We start from the raw sequence: 25,530 nt of genomic DNA on the forward strand, positions 1-25,530 counted from the left end.
TGCCGGTCTTGGGCCCGCCGTGGCTGCTGATCTCGGTGGCGGCATTGCTGCGCAGGTAACGGTAGCCCAGCTCGACCGAGGTGTTGTCGGTCACCACTCTGGAAATCCTCCTCAACGCTTTCTGTGGCGCCGCGCTGGAACAACACGGGGGACGAACGCCTTCATTCAAGAGTCGGCGCGTCCTGGACCTGATCGGCAACCACGCCCCCGACCCGCATGGCTCGCTGCACAATGCATTCCTGCGAATGATCGACTTCATCGCGGGCATGACCGACAGCTACGCCAGTGAAATGGCCAGCGAGATGACTGGACGCTCCAGCCCGACCTGAACCTTGTAGGGTGGCGTGGTATTCCGTTATCTACGCCGCCCGCCCAATCTGAAAGAAACCTCCTACACAAAAAAATCAAAAATAAACAATGCGACAAAAATTAACAATAAAGAGTTACCAAGTTGTAATTGACTTTTTTCGCACTCAAAATAAATTGTAGCCACTGTAGTCTTTCAGTGTAGGCATTTTCCCATATAGCACTCACACTCCAACCTTCCGTGCCCGAGGACTTTTATCTGAGATAAGGTGCACCTGCCACCGCCTCCTACCGCAGGGAAGTTTTATATGCAATCCGTATTTATCGTCGATGACCATCCCGTTATTCGTCTGGCAGTTCGCATGCTGCTGGAAAACCAGAACTACAAGATCGTCGGTGAATCAGACAACGGCGTCGACGCCATGCAGATGGTTCGAGAGACCCGTCCAGACCTGGTAATCCTGGATATCAGCATTCCCAAACTGGACGGCCTGGAAGTGCTGTCGCGCTTTCAATCCATGTCACTGCCAATTAAAGTGTTGGTACTGACTGCACAATCACCGGCTATCTTCGCCATTCGCTGCATGCACTCTGGTGCTTCGGGCTATGTATGCAAGCAGGAGGACTTGAGTGAGCTGCTCAGCGCCATCAAGGCAGTCCTTTCGGGATACAACTATTTTCCTAGCCAGGCGATCCAACCGTCCCAAGAAGTTTCAACACAAGACCTGGATCTTTTCCGACAAGTAAACGACAGAGAGCTGATGGTCTTGCAACTTTTTGCACAAGGTCGCAGTAACAAGGACATCGCCGAAGGTATGTTCCTCAGCAACAAGACCGTCAGTACCTATAAAAAGCGCCTGATGCAAAAATTGCGTGCCGCCAGCCTCGTGGACCTGATCGAAGTGGCCAAGCGCAACACATTGGTATGAGAAAGGCCATGAAAGGGTACATCCCTGCCCTGCTATGCTCACTCATCACCCTGACGGCATACGGCGAACAAGCAATGCCTCCCGTTGCCAAGCCCTACAACCTGCTGCCCCGCTCGAGCGCGACAGTGAACAGGGTCGAGCTGACGCCCAGCCACCAACAATGGCTACAGGGCAGGCAGCAACTGACCCTGGGTACCTCGGCACCGGACAATCCACCCTTCGACATCACCAGCGGCCATGAGTACCAAGGGCTTACAGCCGAATACGCCAACGTGCTCGGCAAAGCCTTGGGGCTACCGGTCCAAGTGCTGCGTTTTGCCAACCGCCAGTCTGCCGTCGAGGCGCTCAAGGCCGGGCACATCGACCTGCTGGGCAGTGCCAATGGCTACGAGGCCGCTGTCGCAGACCTGCTGCTGTCGCAACCCTATGCGGTCGACCGTTCGGTGCTGGTCACCCGCGAAGACGAAAACCGCTCCCTGGACCACGGCCTTGCAGGGTTGCGCCTGAGCATGCTGTACCACTACCTGCCGGCTGACGACGTGCTTGCCAGCTATCCCCAGGCCGACCTGCTCAGGTTCGACTCCACCAGCCTGGCGCTCAATGCCGTAGCCTTTGGCCAGGCCGACGTGTTCATCGGCGATACCATTTCCACGCATTTCCAACTCAACCGCAGCCACCTTCCGCGCTTGCGCATGGCCAACTTCGGCAAGCAGGAAGCGGTCGGCTTCAGTTTCGCCCTGCGCCGCCAGGACACTGCATTGCTGGAGCTGGTCAACAGTGTGCTGCAAAGCCAGCCAAGCGGCGTCGACACCAATATCTTCAAACGCTGGAGCGCCGGTGGTGATGTGCTATTGGGCGACAGCAAGCTGCAGCTGACCCGCGAGGAAGAACAGTGGCTGAGGAAAAACCCCACGATGCGCGTGGCCGTCAGCGACACCGCGGCCCCCTTGTCATTCTTCGACAGTGCCGGTCACTTCCGTGGTGTCACCGCCGACCTGCTGGAACTGATCCGCCTGCGCACCGGCCTGGTCTTCGAAATCCATCGCGCCAGCGGCACCGAAGACATGCTCGAGCAGGTCAAGGACGGTCGCGCCGACCTGATCGCAGCGCTCCCGAGCGACGACTATCTCGAAGCGGGCCTCAACAGCAGCCACCCCTACCTGGAAAGCCCCTATGTCTTGATGACGCGCAGCGCCAACACGCCATTTTCCTCCCTTCAGGCATTGGAGGGTCGCCGGGTAGCCGTCACCCGCAACAGCGGCATCGTCAAGGAGCTGAGCCGCGCCCACCCCTTGGTATGGCGGGTGGAAACCGATAGCACCTTCTATTCGATCGCCCTGCTGAAAAGCGGAGCGGTCGACGCGGCGATCACCACCTTGATCGATGCCAACCATGCCCTGGCCGCCAACGATGACCTACAAATCCGCAGTACCGTCGGAGCCGAACCTGCCGCATTCTCCATCGCCAGCAGCCGGCAATCACCGGAACTGGCGTCGATTCTCGACAAGGCACTGCTGAGCATTTCGCCGGAGGAGCTAGGCGCCATCAACAATCGCTGGCGGGGCTACACCCTGCACGACGGCAGCCAGTGGCGCGACTACCAACGCCTGGTGGTACACGTGGTACTGGGCATTGCCTTGCTGCTGGCGTTGGTGATGGTCTGGAACGCCTACCTGCGTCGTCAGATTCGCCAACGCCAGCGCGCCGAGCGCGCCCTGAACGACCAGCTCGAGTTCATGCGCGCCTTGCTCAATGGCACCCCCCACCCGATGTACGTGCGAGATCGCGACGGACGCCTGCAAAGCTGCAACGACAGTTACCTGGAAGCCGTAGAGGCAAGCGCCGAAGAGGTCATGGGCAAGCGCCTGCAAGAGAGCCTGCTGGGCAACTGTGACTACACCCGCCAGGTTCACACCGACTACCTGCAGGTCATGGCCGCAGGTACGCCCTTGATCGTCGACCGCCCGCTGCGCCTTAAAGACCGCGAACTGACCATCTACCACTGGATCCTGCCCTATCGCGATTCCCTCGGTGAGGTGCAGGGCATCATCGGTGGCTGGATCGACATCAGCGAGCGACGCGTGCTGATCCAGGACCTGCGCGCAGCCAAGCAGCAGGCGGACGATGCCAACCGCGCCAAGAGCACCTTCCTGGCGACCATCAGCCATGAAATCCGCACGCCCATGAACGCGGTGATCGGTATGCTGGAGCTCGCCCTGCGGCATGCCGATCGCGGGCAGCTGGATCGCGCAGCCATCGACGTCGCCTACCACTCGGCGAAGGACCTGCTTGGCTTGATCGGCGATATCCTCGATATCGTCAGGATCGAATCCGGCCACCTGTCGCTGGTCCCCGAGCCGGTCGACATCGCCAGCCTGGTCGAGGCCGTGCGCCGGGTGTTCGATGGCCAGGCCCGGGAAAAGGGCCTGGCGCTGGAGGTCGATATCGAACCGTCGGCACATTGCCAGGCCATGCTCGACCCCCTGCGCTTCAAGCAGGTGCTGTCCAACTTGCTGAGCAATGCCATCAAGTTCACCGAACACGGCCAGGTACGTATCAGTGCCAGGGTCCTGCCCTGCGGCCCGAACAGCCTGCCAAGCTTGGACCTGGAGGTACGCGACAGCGGCATCGGTATTCACGACGACGACTTGCAGCGGCTGTTCACCCCTTTCGCCCAGGCCAACCCGCACAGCGAAGGCGCGCGTGCCGGCACAGGCCTGGGTCTGGCCATCAGCCGCACCCTGTGCGAAATGATGGGCGGCCAGTTGCAGCTCAAGAGCCTCCAGGGTGTGGGAACCCAGGTGAGCCTGACGATGCCTCTGCAATACGTGAGCGTCACCTCGCCCGTCGACATGAAGGCCGAGGAAATCGAGGTGCCGGACCTGCGCCTGAATGTTCTGGTCATCGACGACCACCCCGCCAACCTGCTGCTCATGACCCAGCAACTGAGCTACCTCGGGCTGGCCCATGACAAGGCTCGCGATGGCCAGGAAGGCCTGAGCAAGTGGCAAGAAGGCACCTTCGATGTACTGATTCTGGACTGCAACATGCCGCGCATGAACGGCTACCAGCTGGCCGAAACGGTGCGCGGCGAGGAACGCCGATTGGGCAGGCCGCGTTGCACCATCCTGGGCTACACGGCCAACGCCCAACCGGAAGTGTTGCAGCGCTGCCTGGATGCCGGCATGGACGATTGCCTGCTCAAGCCCATCAGCCTGCACACCCTTGGCCAGCGCCTGGCACGTGTGGTGCCCAGCGTTCATCCGCAATCGTCGACCCACTTGTTCCATTTGCAGGGCCTGGATGCCATCGTTGGCAACGACCCGAAGGATCGCCAGCGAATGCTGTGCACACTGCACCAGAGCCTGCAGCAAGACCTGCAGGACTTGATGGCACTGGACCCACAGACCCAGGCCGACGCCTTGGCCGCACAGGCGCACAAGATCCTCAGCGTGGCGCGCATCCTGGAGGCCAGGCCTCTGATGCTGGCCTGCGAAGCGTTGGAGCGAAGCGACCTGCCAGTGTCGCAGCGCAAACGCTATCGACAAGCGCTCGCGCGCCACATGCGCCGCCTGGAGAAAGCCCTGGCCCGCGAACTGCAAGTCGACCCAAGCGACGTGCAAATGCGTCGGCTGGCCGATTGAGCGAGCGCCCGCTCAGGCCACGCTCTCAGCCAGCGTTTCCTGCACGCCGCCCTGCTCCAACCACAACACCCTGTCCGCCGCCCGAATGACCGCCGGGCGGTGGGCGATCACCAGCCGTGTCTGCTGCGGCCGAAAGGCAACGATATTGGCCAAGACACGGGCCTCGGTGCAGGTATCCAGCGCCGACGTGGCTTCGTCCAGCACCAGCACCGCGGCATCCGCCAGCAACGCCCGGGCCAGGGCGATACGCTGGCGCTGCCCACCCGACAACAATGCGCCGAAACTGCCCACATGGGTGTCGTACCCCTGCGGCAGTGCCATGATGAACTCATGCGCACAGGCCGCCGTGGCTGCCGCGATCACCTCATCCAGGCTGGCCGAGGGGCGTGAGTAGCTGATGTTGTCGCGAATGGAACGGCTGAGCAGCGCAGCCTCCTGCCCCACCACGGACACGCTGCGGCGCAAGCTATCGAGCGGCAACGTCGCAATGTCGTAGCCATCGAGCAAGACCCGCCCCTGAACAGGCGCGTAGAAGCGCTGCAGCAACTTGCCGAGCGTGGATTTACCCGAACCGCTGGCCCCCGTGATGACCACCGTTTCACCTGGCCGCACGTGCAGGCTCACCTCGTCAAGAACAGCGATGTCGGCACCAGGGTAGGCAAAGCCGACCCGCTCAAACACTAGCTCGCCCTGTTGCGCGGTAAAGGTTTGCAAGCGCGCGCCAGCGCCAGGCTCTTCCCGGGGCAGCTGCGCCAGGAACAGCGCATCAGCGGCATCTTCCAACCCCGATTGCGCCGTGCGCAGTTGCTCGCCAAAACCTCGCAGGTAACCTGCCATCAGCAAGAACGAGGTCACCGCGAACGCCACATCGCCCGGGCCCGTCGCCCCTTTCGACCAAGCCAGCAAGGCCACACCGCTCAATCCGGCCAACAGCAACAGCAGCAGCAGGTTCTGTATCAACCCCAAGTCCACCACGCGACGCCAGGCCTTCGACGAGGCACGCCCCCATTGCCGGGCGGCTGCCTCCATCTGCATGCGTTCGCGCGCCTCGGCCCTGAAACTCTTGACGGTACTGGCCGCAGCCAGCACATCGGCAGCCAGGCCGCTCAATTGCCCATCGTTGAAGTTGGCGTTGAGGTGCGCCGGGCGTATCCACTGCATACCCAGCAGCAGATTACTGGCGATGAAGGCCACCGCCACCAACAAGGCGAAGGCACCTGCCAGCGGTTCGCGCCAGGCGATCATTACCACCAGCCCCAGCAACACCATCAGCGCGGGCCCCAGGTGCACCGTGACGGCATCGGTGACCTTGTCGTAGCCCGACATCGAACGCCGCAGCCGGCGCAACGTCTCACCGGACGATTGCACGGCATGCCAGTGAGGCGATGCCGACAACACATGCTCATAGCTGTGCAGCAGCACCGCCTGCATGTTGCTGGACGCGAGTGGGATCCACAGGCGGTGAGCCAGGTTGCGGCTGATGGCGAACCCCGCGAAGGCGCCGAGCAACAGCAACCAGTCCTGCCAGGGGGAATGGCCCTCGGCGCCTTGCGCCACGTTCTCGATCAGGCGTGCCGACGCCCACGGCAGCAGCAAATCGAAGCCGGTGGCCGCCAGGGTCAGCACGCTGCCCAAGGCAAAGTACCCACGCCGACGCAACCACATGCCCGCGACGAAACGCAGCACCAGGCGATAGGCGTAAGGGCGCGAGGCGGCGTTCATTGCCCTGCCCTGCGCGTGACGATGCCGGCGAGCACACCCAGGCCATCGAGCTGCCGAGGGGCATTGAACGCGAAGCGAACGATCCGGTACATGGCAACCTCCAGTGGTGAATGCAAGCCACTGTAAAGCGCTGAGACTGCTGTGATAATCCAATGAATATTGGATAGTTAAATGAAATATATTCACTAATAAGCCATGTTTTTGCAGTACCCGGACTCGCTGATAACCTTGCAAATTGAGGTAACATTTTCTTACCGCGCGGCCCGTAGATTTGGGTGTGAAATAAAACCTTTCCCTCCGTCACGGCTGGAGATTCCCTCATGCGACAAGACCACCTCGATGGATTGATCACGTTCATTGCCGTCGCCGAGGAAAAAGGATTCTCCACCGCCGCCATCCGGCTCGGCGTCTCGCCCTCAGCCGTCAGCCAAAGCATTCGCAACCTCGAACAGCGCCTGGGCATGGTGCTGTTCAACCGCACCACCCGCAGCGTCAGCCTCACCGAGATCGGCCAGCGCTTCCTGGCCCGGGTACAACCGGCACTGGCACAACTGACCAGCGCCTCGGAGGAGCTTGGCCGCGAGGCCGAACTGCCGACCGGCCTGCTGCGCCTGAGCGTGCCGCGGGCCGGCTACCGGCTCGTGTTGCAGCCAATCCTGCGGCGATTCATGCGGGCGTACCCGCAGATCAACCTGGAGATCCGTGTCGAGAATGGCTTGGTGGACATCGTCAGCCAGGGTTGCGACGCCGGCATTCGCTTCGGTGACGCCGTGGAAAAGGACATGGTCGCGCTCGCCGTGGGGCCTGCGCTCAAAGCCCAGGTCATTGCCTCTCCCGAGTACCTGGCACGGCACGCAGCCCCACAGCACCCTCGCGAACTGTTGACCCATGACTGCCTGACCCTGCGCCACGAAAGCAGCGGGCAGATCGAGCGCTGGTCGTTCGCCCGCGCCGATGAGCGCCACGACCTGAACGTCAAGGGGCGCCTGGTACTCAACGACTCGCAGATTCTGGTGAGTGCGGCAAGGGATGGCTTGGGAATCGCCTATGTCACCAGTGCCGAAACGCCCTCCTGGGTCGACGATGGCAAGCTGGTATCGCTGCTGGAGGACTGGTGCCCGGCATTCGCGCCACTGCAACTCTACTACCCCGACAGGCGCCGAGTGCCCGCCAAGCTGCGGGTGCTGATCGGCTTTCTGCGCACCGCGCGGGAAAACCCATCGATGCTTGTCCATGGACGAAACACCCGCCATTGCATGGCGACAGAATCAGGCAAGAAGGCGGCACTTATCGAATAACGCCCAGCGGGGGCAGACCGTAATCTGAACCCATGCAGAGACGGACACCCCTCACTGCCCCCTACTGGACACATTTGGAGTCATCGCCATGAAAAGCCTTTCTTCGCTGATCGTTGCCGCTACCCTGATTGCCAGCAGTGCCAACAGCTTCGCCGCCTATCAACAACTGCCAGTCACCTCGGCAGACAACGAAGTCGCCCAGGAACGTATCCTGACCGAAGGTGGCTCTGATCGTACCTCCATGGGCCAGCGCGTCGCCGAGGGCGGCTTCGAACGCACCCCAGCCGGCCAGCGCGTCGCCGAGGGTGGTGCCGACCGCCTGGCCGAACGCGTGCGCAACGCTTGAGACCCTGCTGCTCCCAAAGCCCGGCACAGGCCGGGCTTTTCAATGGGCGGTCGAACAGCTTTTAAACATTATGTTGCAAGAAAATCCCTCCCCTCTATCGCGCCCGAATCGCCTTGGACTAAGCTGGATCGGTCAACGTATCAGGGCCCGCCGCCATGCCTCTTTCCAATGCACAAACGCCGCCGGATGACCTTGCCGACCGCCAGGCCGAATTGGCGTCCCTCATTCGTCGCTTCTCCCCCGGCTTCGGTATCCACGAGACCGCGATCGGGCCGTTGAACTTCATTCGCTCCGATACCCCCACCGACAGCTTGCAGCAGATACACAAGCCCGCCCTGTGCGTCCTCGCACAAGGCCGCAAGGAAGTGAGCCTGCGTGGCGAAAGCTACACCTACGACGCCCTGCACTACCTGGTGGTGTCGGTCACCTTGCCCATCTCCGGCAGGGTCATCGAGGCCACCCCCGACCAGCCTTACCTGTGTGCACGGCTGGACATCGACCCGGCACAGATCACCCAGCTGATCGCCGACAAGGCGCCTATCGGCGTTCCTGCCGAGGTCCCTGGCCGCGGCCTGTTCGTCGAGCGCACCGATACCGGCTTGCTCGACGCCCTCCTGCGCCTGGTGCGCCTGCTGGACGACCCCGCCAGCATCGACGTGCTCGCGCCCATGGCACTGCGCGAAATCTATTACCGCCTGCTGCGCGGCCAGCAAGGCCAGCGCCTCTACGAAATTGCCGTGGTGGACAGCCACGCACACCGGGTCACCCGTGCCATCGAGTGGCTCAATTACAATTTCAAGGAATCGCTGCGCATGGAGGAGCTGGCCCAGCGGGTCAACCTCGGCGTTTCCACCCTGCACCATCGCTTCAAGGCGATGACCGCCATGAGCCCCTTGCAGTACCAGAAACAGCTGCGTCTGCAGGAAGCCCGCCGATTGATGCTTGCCGAACACCTGGACGTCGGCAGCGCCGCCTTCGAGGTCGGCTACGAGAGCCCCTCGCAGTTCAGCCGCGAGTACAGCCGCCAATTCGGCGCCTCGCCGCTGAAGGATGTCACCCGCCTGCGCAGCATCGCCTAACGAAAAAGGCAGCCCTCAGGGGCTGCCTTCGTTCGTCACGCCCTGCCTGTTCAGCGCAGCGGCTGGCCTTTCATCTCTGGCATGCGCATATAGGTGATGCAACTCACCAGGCACACCGCCACCAGGTACAGCCAGAACAGGTGGCCATACCCCCAACCCGCCATCGCCGTCATGATGTACGGCGAAGTACCGCCGAACAGCGTCACCGACAGTGCGTAGGGCAGCGCGATACCGGTCACCCGCACCTCGGTGGGGAACTGCTCGGCCATGGTCACCGCCGACGCGGCGCCGAACCCGGTCAGAATCACCATGGACACGGTCTGCAACAGCGTCACTTCGAGCATGCTGATCCCGGTGTACAGCAGCCCGAAGCTGGGCCAGGCCCAGGCCATTGCGCACACCGCGAAGCCAATCAGCAGCGGCCTGCGGCCAATGCGGTCGGCGAGCATGCCCATCAACGGCATCAGCAGCAGCGACACCGAGACCGCGATGGCGCCCGCCACCAAGGTGTCGCGGATGGACATGCCGGTCAGCAGGTGCACCTGGGCCGGGTAGCTGACCATCCATACATAGTTGAGCAGGTTGCCTGCCATGGCCACGCCGATCACCCGCAGCACATCGCGACGGTGACGGGTGAACAGCTCGCGGATCGGGCGCTTCTCGGCAGCTTTCTTCACCACCTTGGCCTTGAACACCTCGGTTTCCTTCACCGACAGGCGAATCCACAGGGTCACCAGACCCAGCAGCGCGGCAATCACGAAGGCCACGCGCCAGCCCCAGGTTTCCAGGGCCGTGTCACTGCCGATAGAGGCCAGCATCACCCCCAGCAGGAACGAAACCAAGGTGCCGGCATTGATCGCGAACCACTGCCAGGAACCTGCAAAGGCACGGCGGTTGGGCGCCGCCGACTCGATCAGGAAGGCCGACGCCGAACCGTACTCGCCGCCGGCGGAAAAGCCCTGGGTCAGGCGCGCCAGCACCAGGATGATCGGCGCCGCGATGCCGATGCTTTCATAATTGGGGCACAGGCCGATCACCAGGGACGCCAGCGACATCAGCAGGATCGACAAGGTCAGGCCTTTCTTGCGGCCATGGCGGTCGGCGAACACGCCAAGCACCGCGCCGCCGATCGGCCGCATCAAGAAGCCCACGGCAAACACCGCCAGCACCGAGAGCAAGGCAGTCAGGCTGTTGCCAGCGGGGAAGAACTGCTTGGCCAGAATGGATGAGAAGGTCGCGTAGATCACCCAGTCGGTGTACTCGACGATGGTGCCGAGGGTGGCGGCGACGATGGCCTTGCGTTCGCGGCTGTCGAGCTTGCGCCCGGCATTGGCAGGCTCGGCGTGAGCGCCGGTTTCAGGCAGGGGATGGTGCAAGGCACCGCTTTCATGAGACATGGCATGGCTCCCGAGGGCTGCTGTTCTTGTTGTGATGAGCTGAACGATGGCAGCCGCCGTGGCGGCGGTGAAGCGAGTTTTGCGAAGGGTTCGCTTGAGCCAGGCGCAAGCGAGGCAAGCGCTTCCCTTTAGTTTTTCTCAAGTCACGTACGCGCAATTTTCCGTTGAAGCCCACCGCGCCTGGCAGCAACCTGCGGAGCATGATCCCAGGATCGTTAACAAGAGGCGTCTGTCCAGGCGCCCGCTACCCGAACGAGGACACCCGACGATGTTCAAGGTCAACAGTTACATAGGCGGTCGCGCGCTGCCTCCGAGCGATGGTCGCTACAATGACAAGCTCGATCCGCGCACCGGCGAGAAGATGGCCGAGGTGGCCAACAGCCCAGCCGCCGACGTGGCCCTGGCCATCGAAGACGCCGACCGCGCGCAAGCGGCCTGGCGCAACCTGCGCCCCAGCGAGCGCGGCCGCATCCTGCTGGAGCTGGCCCGCATCATTCGGCGCAGTGAAGACCGCCTGGGCGCCCTGGAAAGTGCCGACACCGGCAAGCCAGGCGTTGAGATGGCCGGCTTGATGGACCTGACTGCACAATACTTCGAGTACTACGCCGGGCTGGTCAATGCCATGGACGGTGAAGTCATCAACCAGGGCCCGGACTACCACATCTACACCCGCCGCGACCCGTTCGGCGTGATTGGCGCGATCCTGCCCTGGAACGCACCGCTGCACCAGGCGGTGCGCGCCATCGCGCCGGCCCTGGCGACCGGCAACAGCGTGGTGGCCAAACCTTCTGAGCACACCTCCGCCTCGCTGGTGGAACTGGCGCGCATTGCCGTCGAGGAAGCCGGCCTGCCGCCGGGCGTGTTCAACGTGGTAGTCGGCAAGGGCAGCGTGATCGGCCCGGTGATGGCGCGTCACCCGGCCATGCGCAAGATCTCCTTCACCGGCGGCCTGACTGCCGGCCAGGAGCTGGGCAAGATCGCCGCCGAACGCATCCTGCCACTGACCCTGGAGCTGGGCGGCAAGTCCGCCAACATCGTGTTCGACGATGCCGACCTGGATGCCGCCGCCAAAGGTGCCACCCGTGCCTTCACCTGGAACAGCGGGCAATGGTGCGCCGCCGGCACGCGCCTGCTGGTGCAGGAAAACATCCATGACCGCTTCGTCGAGAAGCTCATCGCAGAAGTGGCGGCGCTGGACATCGGGCCGCACTTCAACGCGACCTCCGGGCCGATCACCACCCAGGCGCAGTTCGAGAAGATCCAGAGCTACTTCGGCGTGGCCGAGCGCGATGGCCTGACCCCGGCCATCGGCGGCAAGGTCGCCAGTGGCGCGGCCCTGGGCAGCGGCTGGTACATCGAGCCGACGGTTTACACGGGCGTGCGCAACGACATGACGCTGGCCAAGGAAGAGGTGTTCGGGCCGATCGTCTGCGTGATCCCGTTCAAGGACGAAGCCGACGCCCTGCACATCGCCAACGACAGCGAATTCGGCCTGGGCGCGGGTATCTGGAGCCGCGACATCGGCCGCGTGCACCGCATGGCCGCGGGCTTGGAGGCAGGGCGCATCGTGGTCAACGAATACAGCGGCGGCTTCGTGCAGACGCCCTGCGGTGGCTTCAAGCAAAGCGGTTATGGCCGCGAACAGGGCCTGGACGCGCTGTCGCACTACACCCAGCTCAAGTCGATCATCATCCGCCTCTGAGGCTGTCCCGCTGCACCTTGCATGCCCCGCTCTCGCGGGGCATCGTGCGTTGCTAGAATGGCGCTGTACAACCACTACAAGAAGCCCCCATGAAGGACAGACTACCGCCCCTCAATGCGATCCGCGCCTTCGAGGCCGTCGCACGGCACCTGAGCATCACGGTTGCCGCCGACGAGCTGAACGTGACCCCCGGCGCAGTCTCTCGGCAGATCCGCGGCCTCGAGGAATTCATCGAGCAACCGCTGTTCGTGCGCGGCCACCGGCAGATCACCCTGACCCCCGCCGGCCAGCAGTACTTCGAAGCGGTCGCCCGGCTGATCGAGGAACTGCGCAGCGCCACCCGCGCCCTCAAGCGCCCACCGGCCCGACGGCAGATCAAGGTGCGCGCCTATACCACCTTCGCCATGCAGTGGCTGATCCCGCGCCTGGCCAGCTTCCACCAGGAGCACCCGAAGATCGAAGTGCTGCTGACCGCCTCCCTGGAGCCTGTGGATTTCCAGCGCGAAGACCTGGACGCCGCCATTCGCCTGGGCGCCGGCGACTGGCCGAACTGCCACTGCTACGTGCTCAGCGAGAACCAGCTGGCGCCGGTGTGCAGCCCGGCCTTGCTGGAACAGCCGCCCGGCCTGCATGGGCCAAGGGACGTGGCCAGCTACACCATGCTGCATTCACTGGCACGCCCCGATGACTGGGCGCACTGGCTGCGGGCGATGGGGGTGATGGGGCAGGTCGATGCGCGTGCGGGGATGAGCTACCAGAGCTCGTCCATGGCCTATGCCGCCGCCGTGGGCGGACAGGGCATCGCCATGGCGCAGCTGTTCCTGGTGGAGCGGGAATTGAAAGAAGGCAAGCTGGTGCGGCCCTTCGAGCAGGCGGTGGACATGGGCGCCTACACCTATTACCTGCTGACGCCACGGCACCGCCCGGAAGCCGAGGACATGACCACCTTTCGTCTGTGGCTGCTGGAACAGGCGCGCCAGACCCGTAGCGGCAATTGAACCGCCCAACGACGCAGCCCCTGTAGGAGCGGGCTTGCCCGCGAACCGGGGCTAGGCCCCGGCCACACACCGCGGTGTATGCTTCGCGGGCAAGCCCGCTCCTACAGGGACCGCGTCGCTCTCGTCAACGCGCCGCGCCGCTGGCCAGCAACGCATCGATACGCGCTTCGCTGAACTCGAACGAACGCAGCACGCTGCGGGTATGCTCGCCCAAATCCGGCGCGGGCAAGTAAGGCTCGCAAGCCGCCTCGGCACTGTTCACCGGGAAGCCCACGGAACGCAAACGCCCATGCCGAGGGTGCTCGACCGTCGCCAGCAGGCCATTGGCAGCCAACTGCGGATGCTCCAGCAGGTCATCGTAGTTAGCCACATTGGCACAGAGGATATCCGCCGCCTGCAAGCGCTCCAGCCAGTGCGCCGTCGGCTGCTGGCCGAACACGCCATTGAGCGCCGCCTGCATGGCCGCCCGGTGCTCCACGCGCAAGGCCGAGGTGGCGAAACGCGGGTCGTTCACCCATTGGGCCTGGCCTAGCACCGCACACAGCTGCTGCCAGCGGTTGCCGTTGTAGGCGGCGACCATGATCCAGCCGTCTGCGGTCCTGAACGCCTCGTTCGGCGCCGCATAGGGTGCAGCGCTGCCGATCGGCACCGGCCGCTGGCCGTCGTGCAGAAAGCTGTTGATCGACGACTGCTGCAAGGCCAGCGCCGAGTTCATCAGGCTGACGTCCAGGTGCCCGCCCTGCCCGTCCTGCTGGCGCGCGCGCAACTTGGCCAGGATCGACATACACGCCATGTAGCCGGTCACCACATCCACCACCGGCGCCTGCACCTTGCAGGGTGGCGCATCCGGCAGGCCGATCAGGCTCATCAGCCCGGAGTCGGCTTGCAGGATCCCATCCACACCCGCGCGCTGCGCATAGGGGCCTTGCTGGCCATAGGCGGAAATCGAGCAGTAAACCAGCGCCGGATTCAGCTCAGCCAGGCGCGCGTGGCCAAGCCCCAGGCGCTCCATCACCCCGGGGCGCATGCTTTCGATCAGTATGTCGGCCTCGAGCACCAGACGCTCGACCACCGCCACCGCCTCGGGCTGCTTGAGGTCCAGGCACAAGCCCTGCTTGCCGCGATTGAAGCCGTGGTACAGAGCGCTGTCGTTGCCGACCCAGGCCGGGCCGAGCAGGCGGCCGAGGTCGCCACTGGGCGGTTCGACCTTGATTACCCGGGCGCCCATGTCGGCCAGCAGCATGCTGCAAGTGGGGCCGGCGGCGATCTGGGTGAAATCCAGCACCGTCAGGCCCTTGAGTGCGTCACGCAACATGGCGAGACCCTCCTTTTCGTCTAGCGACCATTACTGCCCCCGGTATTCAGGAGGGCGTTTTTCGGCGAAGGCAGCGCGGCCTTCGCGACGGTCATCGGTGTCACGCAATACGCCCCAGTACAGCTCGGTGAGGCGCTGGGCATCGGCATCGGACAAGTGCGCGGTCTGGGTCGACAGGGCCATCAACGCCTGCACCGCCAGGGGCGCTGCCGAGGCGATGCGCTCGCCCAGTTCGAAGGCGCGGTCGGCCAACTGGCCCTGGGTGGCCAGCACCTCAGACACCAGGCCGATCTGCGCCGCCTGGTTGGCGTCGATGCGCTGGCCGGTCAGGGCCATCTGCATGGCATGGGCACCCGGCACGGCCTTGAGCAGGCGGTGCAAACCAGACACTGCCGGGATCGACCCCACCACCGCCTCGGGCAGACCAAAGGTGGCGTTGGCCGAGGCGATACGCAGGCTGCATTGCAGCGCCAGCTCCAGGCCGCCGCCCAGGCAGTGGCCATTGATGGCAGCGATCAAGGGCTTGCGCAGCTCCAGGTCGCTGAGGTCCATCAGGCGAATGTACAAACCCGCATCAGCCGACGGCTCGCGCGCCTGGAACAGCGCCTGGGCGTAGCTGCTGGACGACTCGCGGGTACGCTTGAGGTCGGCGCCGACACAGAACGCCCGCTCGCCGCCACCGGTGAGGACCACTGCGCGGATTTCCTGCCGGTCACGCACCTCGCACAAATGCCCGCGCAATTCGCGCAGCGCGTCCAGGCTCAGGGCGTTGAGTGCCTCGGGGCGGTCGATGACGATGTGCGCGAGGCTGCCATAGAGGCTCAGGTGTACGCTCATGGCTGCCTCCTACACACTGGCCGACGACAGGCTGCGCCCGCCGCAGACATACAAGGTTTGCCCGGTGACGTAGCTGCTGGCAGGGTCCAGCAGAAACTCCACGGCGTGGGCGATATCGTCGGCAGTGCCGATGCGCTTGACTGGCACGGTGTCCTTCAAACGCGCCTGCACCTGTTCGTCGAAACCTCGGAACAGCGGCGTGTCGACGATGCCTGGGGCAACCGCGTTGACTGTGATGCCCTTGGCCGCGAACTCGATGGCCAGGCTGCGGGTCAGGCTGACCACGCCACCTTTGGCTGCGGAATAGTTGGCCTGGCCAAAGCCACCGAGCCAGGCCCGCGACGACAGGTTGACGATGCGCCCGAAGCCCTTGCCGAGCATCAGCCCGATGGCCGCACGGCAGCACAGGAACTGCGCGCGCAGGTTGGTATCGACCACTAGGTCCCAGTCATCGTCGGTCATTTGCAGGAAGCGCTTGTCGCGCACCACGCCTGCGTTGTTCACCAGGAAGTCGAGGCGGCCATGCACTTCCTCGATGCGGGCAAAGGCGCGGTTGACCGCCTGGGCCTCGGTGAGGTCCAGGGCGATGCCATGCACTTGCAGGCCGAGCGCCTGCATGCGTTCGATTTCGGCGGCCAGTGCCCCTTCGTCGCGGTCCAGCAAATAGGTGAACACCCCCTGCTGCGCCAGGCGCGTGGCGATGCCCAGGCCGATGCCGCGCGCGGCACCGGTGACCACGGCCACCTGGCCGGCATTGAAACGTTGTGCACTCATCTCACACCCCCAGGATGTGCACGGCCGAGGCCGCATGGTCGACGCCAGCGATACCGCCACCGGTGCATTGCGCCACGCCGATGCGTGGCTCATTGGCTTGGCGTGCGCCCGCAATGCCACGCAGCTGCCACATCAGCTCGACCATCTGGGCAATGCCCGTGGCGCCCAGCGGGTGGCCCTTGGCGAGCAGGCCGCCGCTGGGGTTGACCGGTACCCGGCCACCGACCCGCGTGGCGCCGGAGTGCAGCAGCGCCACCGCCTCGCCCGGGGCTGCCAGGCCAAGGGCTTCGTAGTACAGCAATTCGGCGATGGTGAAGGCATCGTGCAGCTCGACCACGCCCACGTCCTGCGGGCCGACCCCGGCCTGCTCGTAGGCCAGGCGCGCGGCGCGGGCGGTGATTTCGGCATCGAGGATGTCGTCGCGCGGGCCTTCGCCCAGGCCCGAGACCACGGTCGAGCCGAGTACGCGAACGTCCTTGGCATGCGGGCCACGGCGCTTGCTCAGCACCATCGCCGCGGCGCCATCGACCTGCGACGGGCAGCACTGCAACAGGGTCAGCGGGTCGGCGATCATCCGCGAGGCCAGCACCTCTTCCAGGGTCACCTCGGTGCGCTGCTGGGCGTATTCGTTGAGCGAGCCGTGGTAGCGGTTCTTCACCGCCACGGCGGCAAGGTCGGCAGGGCTTGCGCCGCGCTCGTGCAGAAAGCGCGTGGCGCGCATGGCGTACACCGCCGGCAGGACCATGCCGGCAGTGGCATAGAGGTCGGTCTTTTCATCGTTGCGCTGCATCGGAATGGTGCCGCCGCCCAGCTGGGTCAGTTGCTCGATACCGAACACCAGCACGGTGTCGTACTGCTCGGCCAGCAACGCATGGCGCGCCAGGTGCACCGCCGTGGCGCCACTGGCGCAGGCGTTCTCGACGTTGTAGACGGAAATACCGGCAAGGCCCAGGTCACGCAGGATCACCTGGCCGAGGATCATCCCGCCGAGCACGTTGGCGCAGTAGATCGCCTGGATATCCTGCAAGGCCAGGCCCGCGTCGGCCACGGCGGCGAGTATCGCCTGCTGGGCCAGCTCCGGCGCCTTCACGTTGCTGTGCTTGCCAAAGCGGGTCATGGCCCCACCCATCACGTGCATGTGCTTCATTGCGCGGTCTCCAGCAATTCGAAGGCATAGCCGTAGGTGGCGTCGGCCACCACCTGGCAGGTGTCGCCGATCGCCGGGCGGCGCTTGGCATTGACCCGGCCGAACAGACGCACCGGCCCCGGCAGGTCGAGGTAGCCGAGGGCGAACGGCGCCAGGCCGCTTTTCGGGGAGGGGTGGATGATGGTGAAGCTGTACAGCGTGCCGTGGCTTTGCAGTACGTAGGGTTCGTACTGATGGGCAATCGGTGAGTGAGCGGGCAGTGGCGGGAAGGCGACTTCGCCGGTTTCGCGGTGGCATGAGGCCAGGAGCCGCGCTGGCGTATCCTCGCTCCAAAGGTTTGTAGTCATTGTTCTACCTCCAGTAGCAGCAGCCGCGGTGGCGGCGCATTGGAGGTATGTTCGGGAGTCGCCGCAAGGCCGACAAACGATATAAAGACGTGGCTCGTTTGAGAAAAACTGAAGCGACAGGCAACAAGGCCAGCGCCTGGTATCAGGCGCTGGCCTTAGCGTTCAGCGCAAGCTCACGCCTTGCGCAGTTGCTGCGGGTCGATCGGCAGCGTGCGCAGACGCTTGCCGGTGGCGGCGTGCACCGCGTTGACCACGGCAGGCGCGATGGTCACGGTCGAGACCTCGCCCAGCCCGCCCGGCGGCTCGCTGCTGTCTAGGCGGTGAGTCTCGATGCGCGGCGCCTCGTTGATGCGCAGCAAGCGGTAGGTGTCGAAGTTGCCCTGCTCAGCGCGCCCGTCCTTGAAGGTGATATTGCCGAACAGCGCCGCTGTCAGCCCGAATATCGTGCCGCCCTGTATCTGGGCGACCACGCTGTCGGGGTTGATGGCGATGCCGCAGTCGACCACAGTGGTCACCCGCTGCACTGTCACCTCGCCGCTGTCGCTGACACTCACCTCGGCCACCTGCGCGGCGTAGGTGCTGAAGCAATAGGTCAGCGCCAGGCCGCGACCATGCCCGGCCGGCAACGGGCTGTCCCAGCCCGACTTCTCGCGCAGCGCCTTGAGCACCGCCACGGCCCTTGGGTGCTTCTCCAGCAGAGGGTAGCGGTACTCGAACGGGTCGATCTTGGCCAGCACCGCCAGCTCATCGAGCAGGCCTTCGACCATGAAGCCGTTCTGCGTATGTCCTACCCCACGCCAGAACGCCGGGACAATGCCCGCAGGCGGCTCGTGGCGCACATAGCGCACGTGGATATTGGGGAAGGCGTAAGGCCCCGCAGCATCGCGTATCGCATCGCGGTCGATACCGTTGACGAACGCCGCCGGTGCCCAGCGCGCCAGGATCGAGCCGCCGGTGACCTTGTGGGTCCAGGCCGTCGGCCTGCCTTGCTCGTCCAGGGCGGCAGACAGGTGGTTGTAGTGGAACGGCCGCAGGGTGCTGTGGCGGGTGTCTTCCTCGCGCGACCAGACCACTTTCAGCGGGTAGTCGACCTGGCGCGCCAGCTTCACCGACTCGCCGACGAAGTCCACCTCCAGGCGCCGCCCGAAGCCGCCCCCGATCAGGTGGTTGTGCACCTGCACCTTGTCTTCTGGCAGGCCGGTGAGTTGCGCGGCCAGGGCCTTGGCCCGCGCGGGCACCTGGATGCCCAACCACAGGTCGCAGCCATCCTTGCGCACATGCACGGTGCAGTTCACCGGCTCCAGGCAGGCGTGGGCGAGAAAGGGCACCTGGTACACCACCTCGACCTTCTGCTTGGCCTTGGCCATGGCAGCGGCAACATCACCCTCGTTGCGCACCTGCACGCCCTCCTGGCGCGATGCAACCTCGATGTCTTCGAGCAGCTTGGCACTGGTCAGCTTGGCATTGGCGCCTTCGTTCCACTTCACCTGCAACAGGGCCAGGCCCTTGCGCGCCGCGCCCATATGGTCGGCCACCACCGCCACGGCGGTGTCGCTGTGCAGCACCTTGCGCACGCCCTTCACCGCCATCGCGGGGCTTTCGTCGACGCTGGCGAAGGTGCCACCGGCCACTGGGCACAACTGGATCGCGGCGACCTTCATGCCCTCGGGGTGTACGTCGATGCCGAACACCGCCTTGCCATTGACCTTGTCCGGGCTGTCGGTGCGCCGGGCGGGGGTGCCGATCAGCTTGAAGTCCGCCGGGGCCTTGAGTGGGATGGTGGCCGGCAGCTTCTGCTTGGCCGCGTCATCGACCAGCTCGCCATAACTGGCCTTGCGCCCGCTGGCGGCGTGCATCACCACGCCTTTCTCCACGCTGCAGCTGTCCGGGCTGACCTTCCAGCGCTCGGCCGCCGCGCTTACCAGCAGGATGCGCGCCGCTGCACCGGCCTCGCGCAGCGGTTTCCAGTTGCCCGGCACCGAGGTGGAGCCGCCGGTTACCTGGAAGCCAAGCACAGGGTTGGCGTAGCGCTTGTCGTCGGCCGGTGCGTGTTCGATCACCACCTGATCGAGGCCCACCTCCAGTTCCTCGGCGATCAGCGCCGGCATCGAGGTATAAGTGCCCTGACCCATTTCCACAGGTTGGATGGTCAGGAACACCTTGCCGCTGCGGTCGATACGCACATAGGCATTGGGGTTGAAGGCCTCGCCAGCGGCCTGGGCATCGAGCAGGCCACGTGGCAGCACGAAGCTGACCAGCAAGCCGCCGCCCACCGCCGCACTCGCCTTGAGAAAGCCACGGCGGCTGAAACCCGATTGCGCGATGCTGTTCATGCTTGCTTCTCCGGGGTAGAGGCGGCAGCGCCCTTGATCGCTTCGCGAATGCGCACATAGGTGCCGCAGCGGCACAGGTTGCCCGACATGGCCGCGTCGATGGCCGCGTCGTCCGGCGCCGGGTTGCCGGCGATCAAGGCGCTGGCGGTCATGATCTGCCCGGACTGGCAGTAGCCACATTGCACCACCTCGTGGGCCAGCCAGGCGTCCTGCACACGCTTGCCGGCCGGCGTCGCACCCACCCCTTCGATGGTGGTGATCTCGGCCCCGGCCAAGGCGCTGACCGGCATCACGCACGAGCGGATGGCGGTGCCATTCATGTGCACGGTGCAGGCCCCGCACAGCGCCATGCCGCAGCCGAACTTGGTGCCGGTCATGTGCAGCACATCGCGCAGTACCCAGAGCAAGGGGGTGTCGTCATCGACATCGACTTCATGAACGGTGCCGTTGATCTTCAGCTGGTGTGCCATGGGGGGCTCCTCGTCGGTTCACAGTGGGGTTAGCCGGTACCGCCCTTCTGCGAGAGCGTCATCCCTTAAAGACTAGATACTTGGCAAACGCCGGAATATCGCTTAACCGCGCACGCCCCTTGAAGGCAAACTTAAAACTCCCGCACCGCGCACAGAGACAGGCGGCCCGCCGCGTTAGCTGGTAGACTGCGCGCCGTTATTACCTAAGAGGATTGTTTCATGGCCACCAACCGCTCCCGTCGTCTGCGCAAGAAGCTGTGTGTAGGCGAGTTCCAGGAACTGGGCTTCGAGCTCAACCTGGAATTCAAGGAAGACCTGTCTGAAGCAGCAATCGACGCCTTCCTCGATGCCTTCCTGCAAGACGCGATGGACGCCAACGGCCTGGACTACGTCGGCGGTGACGACTTCGGCCTGGTCTGCCTGGCCAAGCGTGGCTCGGTCAGCGAAGAACAGCGCAGCGTGGTCGAAGCCTGGCTCAAGGCGCGTCCAGAGCTGACCAAGATCGAAGTCAGCCCGCTGCTCGATGCCTGGTACCCGCAGAACCCGATCAACCCGGTTGCCTGAGACGCAACGGTTCGGTTGAGATCGCCTGGGCCGCTTTGCGGCCCTTTCGCGCCCCAGGGCCGTTCCCACAGATGGCCAATGTGCTCGGTGGGAGCGGCCTTGCGTCGCGATGGGCTGCGCAGCTAGCCCAATCCCCCCGCCCTGCCCCCTTTCCCGCCAAACTCTTACATTTATGTCAGGCATGCCCATGCGCGGCACGCTTGGGGCATAATGCGCACTATATTTCGTGCAGGGGTTATCACTTCTTACGGCCCCGTCGTCCTTTTCCCTCGCAAGTAGGGTTTCTGTTCCCATGATAAAGACGTTTCGCCCACTGCTTCTCGCCGGCCTGCTGCTACCCCTGGCCTTGTCCAGCCACGCCGCTGCCGTCAATACCAGCCTTTCGCCCAAGGTGCAGCAGGCACTCAAGGCCAGCAAACTGCAGGACTCGGCCCTGTCCCTGGTGATGCTGCCCCTGGACGGCCCGGGCACGCCTACCGTCTACAACGCGGATATCTCGGTCAACCCAGCCTCGACCATGAAGCTGATCACCACCTACGCAGCCCTGGAAATGCTCGGCCCGACCTTCCAGTGGAAGACCGAGTTCTTCACCGACGGCACCTTGAGCAACGGGGTGCTCAACGGCAACCTCTACCTCAAGGGCGGTGGCGACCCGAAGCTGAACATGGAAAAGCTCTGGCTGCTGATGCGTGACCTGCGCGCCAATGGCGTGCGCACCATCACCGGCGACCTGGTGCTGGACCGTAGCCACTTCGTACAGCCCAACCTGCCGCATTTCGACGATGACGGCGGCGACCTCAACAAGCCTTTTCTGGTCAAGCCCGACTCACTGCTGGTCAACCTCAAGGCCCTGCGTTTCGTCGCCCGTAACGACGGCGGCCGGGTCACCATCGCGGTCGAGCCGCCGATCGCCAGCGTGCGCATCGACAACCAGGTCAAGGCGGTCGCCTCCAAGCAGTGCACCGGCGATGTGCGCTACAACCCGGTGCCACAGGCCGACGGCGTGAGCGTTACGGTCAGCGGCCAGCTGGGCGATGGTTGCAACTCGCAGACCTACCTGGCGCTGCTCGACCACCCGACCTATGCCGCAGGCGCCGTAAGGGCGATCTGGAACGAGCTGGGCGGCACCATCCAGGGCAGCGACCGCATCGAGAACGTACCCAAGAGCGCGCGCCTTCTGGCCCGCGCCTTCTCGCCAGACCTGGTGGAAGTGATCCGCGACATCAACAAGTACAGCAACAACACCATGGCCCAGCAGCTGTTCCTGAGCCTTGGCGCGCAGTTCCGCACCGACGCCGATGGCGACGATGCCCGCGCCGCCCAGCGTGTGGTACGCCAGTGGATGGCCAAGAAAGGCATCACCTCGCCGCACCTGGTGATGGAAAACGGTTCGGGGCTTTCACGGGCCGAGCGGGTCAGTACCCGCGAGATGGCAGCGCTGCTGCAAGCTGCCTGGAAGAGCCCATACGCGGCCGAGTTCATCAGCTCCATGCCGCTGGTGGGCATGGACGGCACCATGCGCAAGCGCTTGAAACGCACCGCCATGACCGGCGAAGCGCACATCAAGACCGGCACGCTGAACACCGTGCGCGCCATCGCTGGCTTCAGCCGCGACAGCAACGGCAACACCTGGGCGGTGGCGGCGATCCTCAACGACCCGAAACCCTGGGGCGCCTCGCAGGTGCTCGACCAGGTGCTGCTGGACCTGTATCGCCAGCCCAAGGTGGGTGGCAGCACTGTTGGTGTGGTGCCGTGATCCAGACCTAATCGGTTGACTTTGTAGGAGCGGGCTTGCCCGCGAACCAGACACCGCGGTGCATGGCACCGGCGAAGCCGGTGTTCGCGGCGGTTCGGCGCCCCGACAAGCCCTACGCATCGATCGTACCGTTCTGAAGAACACCGCAAATTCTGTACTGTGTTGCAGGTCTTAGGGCAGTTCCGCCTCGACCCTGTCGCGCCCGGCCTGCTTGGCCGCATACACCCCAGCATCGGCACGCAGCAGCAGCGCATCGGCGCCCTCCCCCGGGCGCCAGCCTGCTACGCCAAAGCTCGCGGTAACCCGGCCGACGCCCTCCACCGGCACACTGCGCAACCCTTGCCACAACTCCAGCGCCAACGAGCGTGCCTGCTCGGCATCGGTGCCCGGGCACAACACCATGAACTCCTCGCCGCCCAGGCGGCAGAACACATCGGTGCGCCGCAGCCGCTGGCCGATACGCTGGCACAGGCTGCGCAGCACATGGTCGCCCACGGCATGGCCGAACTGGTCGTTGATACTCTTGAAGTGGTCGATATCCAGCATGATCACCGCAAGGTCCAGCTTGTCACGCTGTGCCCGCTCCAGCTCGGTACGCAGGCGCTCCTGGAAATAGCGGCGGTTGTGGATGCCGGTCAGGGCATCAGTGATCGACAGCGCCCGCAACTCCTCCTCCACCCGCTTGAGGTCGGAGATGTCAGTGAGGTAGCCGTGCCATAGCGTGCAGCCAGCCTCGCCCACTTCTGGCGTCGCCTCGCCACGCACCCACCGCAAGCCTGCCCGGGGCAAACACACCCGGTACTCTTCACGCCAGGGGGTCAAATGCTCGGCGGACGTTTGCACCGAGCGACGTACACGTTCCAGGTCATCGGGGTGGATGCGTTCGAACACCGTCGAGGCATCTTCGCGCAGTTGCTGCAGATCGACCTCGTAGATGTCGTGCAACCCCTGGCTGGCATAAGGGAAACAGGAGCGTCCATCGGTATCCAGGCGGTACTGGTAGATACCGCCCGGCACCTCGGCGCTCAGCTTCTCCAGCAGGCGGTCCCGGGCCTCAAGGGCCTCATGCACCCGGCGTCGCTCAGTGACATCGATGCAAATCGCCAGGTAACCCACCCACAACCCCTGCTCGTCGAGCACGGCGGTGACCAGCATGTTGGCCAGCAGTTGGCTGCCATCCTTGCGCACGAGGGTCCATTCGCCCGGCTCGCCGCCGGCTTCCTGTACGGTTTCGGCAAACATCGCCTGGCCCCCGGCGATCTCGCGTCCATAGCGCAGGCTCAGGGCATGCGCGCGCTGGTGCAGTTCCTCGGGCAGCACCAGGTGTTCGAGGGTCAGATGGCCCAGGGCTTCGTTGGCCGAGTAGCCGAGCATCCGCTCGGCACCGGCATTGAAGGTACTGATGACGCCGCGCAGGCTGGTGGCGATGATCGCCACCTGGGTAGCGGCCTCGAGCACGCTGTGCAGTTGGTTGTGGGTCTCGCGCAGCGATTGCTCGCTGACCCGCAGCTCGGCAGTACGCTGCTCGACCAGGGTCAGGGCCCGCTGGCGCTGGCTGAACAGGCTGTACAACAACGCACTGAGCATCACGCTCAACAGCCCGCCGAGCAAGGTCACCGTGAGCATCGCCGAAGAACGGTTGGCCTGCAGGAACGCCTGGCTGGGACGAATATCGAGCTGGTAACGATGGTCGGCCAGGTGCAGCAGGTGACGGCTCTGCAGCGCCAGCGGCGCTGCCGGATTGCGTGAGTCGTACAGCACCTCATGGCCAATGCCGTCGGACAAATCGACGATGCGCACCACCAAGTTGTCATCGGCGCTGGTCGGCAGGCCTTCGGCGATCAACTGGTGCATGCTGAGCAACGCCATGACATAACCGGACGGCGGGCCATTGGCCTTCGCCTCGCTGAACAAGGGCGCGACCACCAGCAAGCCGCGGGTGTAGGCCGGCTCAACGTTGATCATGTCCAGCGGTACCGAGACCGCCATGCTGCCCGGGGTGCTTGCACGCAACAGCGCTTGTTCACGCTGGGGCTGGCTACGCAGGTCGAAGCCGTAGGGTTGTTTTTCCTGGTGCGTGGCCTGGGTATAGAGCACCGGGTAGTAGTAGTCGCGCTGCGGCGCCGGCTGCCAGCGGCCCTGTTCGTCGTGGTCGCGGATCTGGTAGGGCTGCCCGAGCCTGGCACTGGCCTGGCGCTCGAAGGCCTCGCGCTGTCCGGCCTCGACCCGTGGCGCCCAGGAATAGGCCTGGGTACGGTGCAGCAAGGGCCGCGCGTAGCCATCGAACTCGGCTGGCGTGATTTCGCTGGAATAGCTGAAAAAGCGCCTCAGCCCATCCAGGCGCTGGGCTTGATCCTCGAAGCGTTCGGCGATTCGACTGTAGCGCTCATTGGCCAGCAGCTCGAAGCGCTGGCGCAGTTGCTGCTGGTAGAAACCCTCAGCAGCAAAGCCCAGTGCCGCAGTCAGCAAACCGCCGGCGCAGAGCGCGACCAAGGCCACGCCCTGCGCCGACAGCTCCTCGCTGACCAGACCGAACATCTTCGCGCGCACGCCATGTTTCGCCATA

19 protein-coding genes and 1 pseudogene are annotated in these 25,530 nt (G+C 64.5%); 10 read left to right on the plus strand and 10 right to left on the minus strand.

What is annotated here, in order from left to right:
- Nucleotides 1-77: 77 nt before the first annotated feature.
- The 3 genes and pseudogenes from ACQKPE_RS14375 to ACQKPE_RS14385 all read left to right on the plus strand — a co-directional run.
- Nucleotides 78-329 (plus strand): annotated as a pseudogene (locus ACQKPE_RS14375) (deoxyguanosinetriphosphate triphosphohydrolase); the annotation flags it as partial.
- 285 nt (nucleotides 330-614) lie between these two features.
- Nucleotides 615-1,235 carry a response regulator gene (locus ACQKPE_RS14380; protein ID WP_427666820.1) on the plus strand — a complete coding sequence of 207 codons (621 nt, stop codon included), beginning with the start codon at nucleotides 615-617 and terminating at the stop codon, nucleotides 1,233-1,235.
- Between the two features lie 8 nt (nucleotides 1,236-1,243).
- Nucleotides 1,244-4,879, plus strand: coding sequence for a transporter substrate-binding domain-containing protein (locus tag ACQKPE_RS14385; RefSeq protein WP_427666822.1), 3,636 nt, complete (start codon nucleotides 1,244-1,246; stop codon nucleotides 4,877-4,879).
- 12 nt (nucleotides 4,880-4,891) lie between these two features.
- Here ACQKPE_RS14385 and ACQKPE_RS14390 read toward each other — a convergent pair whose 3' ends face one another.
- Nucleotides 4,892-6,601 (minus strand): ABC transporter ATP-binding protein, encoded by a 1,710-nt coding sequence (locus ACQKPE_RS14390; RefSeq protein WP_427666824.1) that lies wholly within the window; start codon nucleotides 6,599-6,601, stop codon nucleotides 4,892-4,894.
- 320 nt (nucleotides 6,602-6,921) lie between these two features.
- Between ACQKPE_RS14390 and ACQKPE_RS14395 the strand changes: the two genes are divergently transcribed.
- The 3 genes from ACQKPE_RS14395 to ACQKPE_RS14405 all read left to right on the plus strand — a co-directional run bounded on the left by ACQKPE_RS14395 (nucleotide 6,922) and on the right by ACQKPE_RS14405 (nucleotide 9,324).
- Entirely contained in the window at nucleotides 6,922-7,899 is a 978-nt protein-coding gene (locus tag ACQKPE_RS14395) for a LysR family transcriptional regulator (protein WP_427666826.1), read from the plus strand.
- Between the two features lie 88 nt (nucleotides 7,900-7,987).
- Nucleotides 7,988-8,245, plus strand: a complete 258-nt coding sequence (locus ACQKPE_RS14400) for a hypothetical protein (protein WP_427666828.1) — start codon at nucleotides 7,988-7,990, stop codon at nucleotides 8,243-8,245.
- A 155-nt stretch (nucleotides 8,246-8,400) separates the two neighbouring features.
- On the plus strand, nucleotides 8,401-9,324 hold the full coding sequence (locus ACQKPE_RS14405; RefSeq protein WP_427666830.1) for an AraC family transcriptional regulator N-terminal domain-containing protein: 924 nt from the start codon (nucleotides 8,401-8,403) through the stop codon (nucleotides 9,322-9,324).
- A gap of 50 nt (nucleotides 9,325-9,374) precedes the next feature.
- Here the strand turns inward: ACQKPE_RS14405 and ACQKPE_RS14410 are convergent, their stop codons facing one another.
- Nucleotides 9,375-10,721 (minus strand): MFS transporter, encoded by a 1,347-nt coding sequence (locus tag ACQKPE_RS14410; protein ID WP_427666832.1) that lies wholly within the window; start codon nucleotides 10,719-10,721, stop codon nucleotides 9,375-9,377.
- Between the two features lie 268 nt (nucleotides 10,722-10,989).
- Between ACQKPE_RS14410 and ACQKPE_RS14415 the strand changes: the two genes are divergently transcribed.
- Together ACQKPE_RS14415 and gcvA are read left to right on the plus strand one after the other, a co-directional pair.
- Nucleotides 10,990-12,423: an aldehyde dehydrogenase family protein gene (locus ACQKPE_RS14415; protein ID WP_427666834.1), complete on the plus strand. Its 1,434-nt coding sequence runs from the start codon at nucleotides 10,990-10,992 to the stop codon at nucleotides 12,421-12,423.
- Between the two features lie 89 nt (nucleotides 12,424-12,512).
- Complete coding sequence (gene gcvA, locus ACQKPE_RS14420; RefSeq protein WP_427666836.1) at nucleotides 12,513-13,421, plus strand: transcriptional regulator GcvA; 909 nt, start codon at nucleotides 12,513-12,515, stop codon at nucleotides 13,419-13,421.
- A 124-nt stretch (nucleotides 13,422-13,545) separates the two neighbouring features.
- On the opposite strand, the gene ACQKPE_RS14425 is transcribed toward gcvA, so the two are convergent.
- The 7 genes from ACQKPE_RS14425 to ACQKPE_RS14455 all read right to left on the minus strand — a co-directional run bounded on the left by ACQKPE_RS14425 (nucleotide 13,546) and on the right by ACQKPE_RS14455 (nucleotide 20,644).
- Complete coding sequence (locus ACQKPE_RS14425; RefSeq protein ID WP_427666838.1) at nucleotides 13,546-14,736, minus strand: CaiB/BaiF CoA transferase family protein; 1,191 nt, start codon at nucleotides 14,734-14,736, stop codon at nucleotides 13,546-13,548.
- Nucleotides 14,737-14,766: 30 nt separating this feature from the next.
- Nucleotides 14,767-15,573 (minus strand): enoyl-CoA hydratase/isomerase family protein, encoded by an 807-nt coding sequence (locus tag ACQKPE_RS14430; protein ID WP_427666840.1) that lies wholly within the window; start codon nucleotides 15,571-15,573, stop codon nucleotides 14,767-14,769.
- Nucleotides 15,574-15,582: 9 nt separating this feature from the next.
- Nucleotides 15,583-16,347, minus strand: a complete 765-nt coding sequence (locus tag ACQKPE_RS14435) for an SDR family NAD(P)-dependent oxidoreductase (RefSeq protein ID WP_427666842.1) — start codon at nucleotides 16,345-16,347, stop codon at nucleotides 15,583-15,585.
- Nucleotide 16,348: 1 nt separating this feature from the next.
- Nucleotides 16,349-17,494 (minus strand): thiolase family protein, encoded by a 1,146-nt coding sequence (locus ACQKPE_RS14440; RefSeq protein ID WP_427666844.1) that lies wholly within the window; start codon nucleotides 17,492-17,494, stop codon nucleotides 16,349-16,351.
- Nucleotides 17,491-17,841, minus strand: coding sequence for a Zn-ribbon domain-containing OB-fold protein (locus tag ACQKPE_RS14445; RefSeq protein WP_427666846.1), 351 nt, complete (start codon nucleotides 17,839-17,841; stop codon nucleotides 17,491-17,493). Before ACQKPE_RS14445 ends, ACQKPE_RS14440 begins: the two co-directional genes overlap by 4 nt.
- 173 nt (nucleotides 17,842-18,014) lie before the next feature.
- The gene (locus ACQKPE_RS14450; RefSeq protein WP_427666848.1) at nucleotides 18,015-20,174 is read right to left on the minus strand and encodes a molybdopterin cofactor-binding domain-containing protein; all 2,160 of its coding nucleotides are present in this window, start codon (nucleotides 20,172-20,174) and stop codon (nucleotides 18,015-18,017) included.
- A complete protein-coding gene (locus tag ACQKPE_RS14455) occupies nucleotides 20,171-20,644 on the minus strand; it encodes a (2Fe-2S)-binding protein (protein ID WP_427666850.1) in 474 nt (157 codons plus the stop codon). The genes ACQKPE_RS14450 and ACQKPE_RS14455 overlap by 4 nt, the downstream gene beginning before the upstream one ends.
- A gap of 219 nt (nucleotides 20,645-20,863) precedes the next feature.
- On the opposite strand from ACQKPE_RS14455, the gene ACQKPE_RS14460 reads away from it, so the two are divergent.
- The gene (locus tag ACQKPE_RS14460; RefSeq protein WP_427666851.1) at nucleotides 20,864-21,208 is read left to right on the plus strand and encodes a YggL family protein; all 345 of its coding nucleotides are present in this window, start codon (nucleotides 20,864-20,866) and stop codon (nucleotides 21,206-21,208) included.
- 292 nt (nucleotides 21,209-21,500) lie between these two features.
- On the plus strand, nucleotides 21,501-22,964 hold the full coding sequence (dacB, locus tag ACQKPE_RS14465; protein ID WP_427666853.1) for a D-alanyl-D-alanine carboxypeptidase/D-alanyl-D-alanine endopeptidase: 1,464 nt from the start codon (nucleotides 21,501-21,503) through the stop codon (nucleotides 22,962-22,964).
- Nucleotides 22,965-23,135: 171 nt separating this feature from the next.
- On the opposite strand, the gene ACQKPE_RS14470 is transcribed toward dacB, so the two are convergent.
- On the minus strand, nucleotides 23,136-25,529 hold the full coding sequence (locus tag ACQKPE_RS14470) for a sensor domain-containing diguanylate cyclase (protein ID WP_427666855.1): 2,394 nt from the start codon (nucleotides 25,527-25,529) through the stop codon (nucleotides 23,136-23,138).
- Between the last annotated feature and the right edge of the window lies 1 nt (nucleotide 25,530).

The organism is Pseudomonas sp. NPDC089554 (genome assembly GCF_050280645.1).
In the GTDB taxonomy this organism is placed as follows: domain Bacteria; phylum Pseudomonadota; class Gammaproteobacteria; order Pseudomonadales; family Pseudomonadaceae; genus Aquipseudomonas.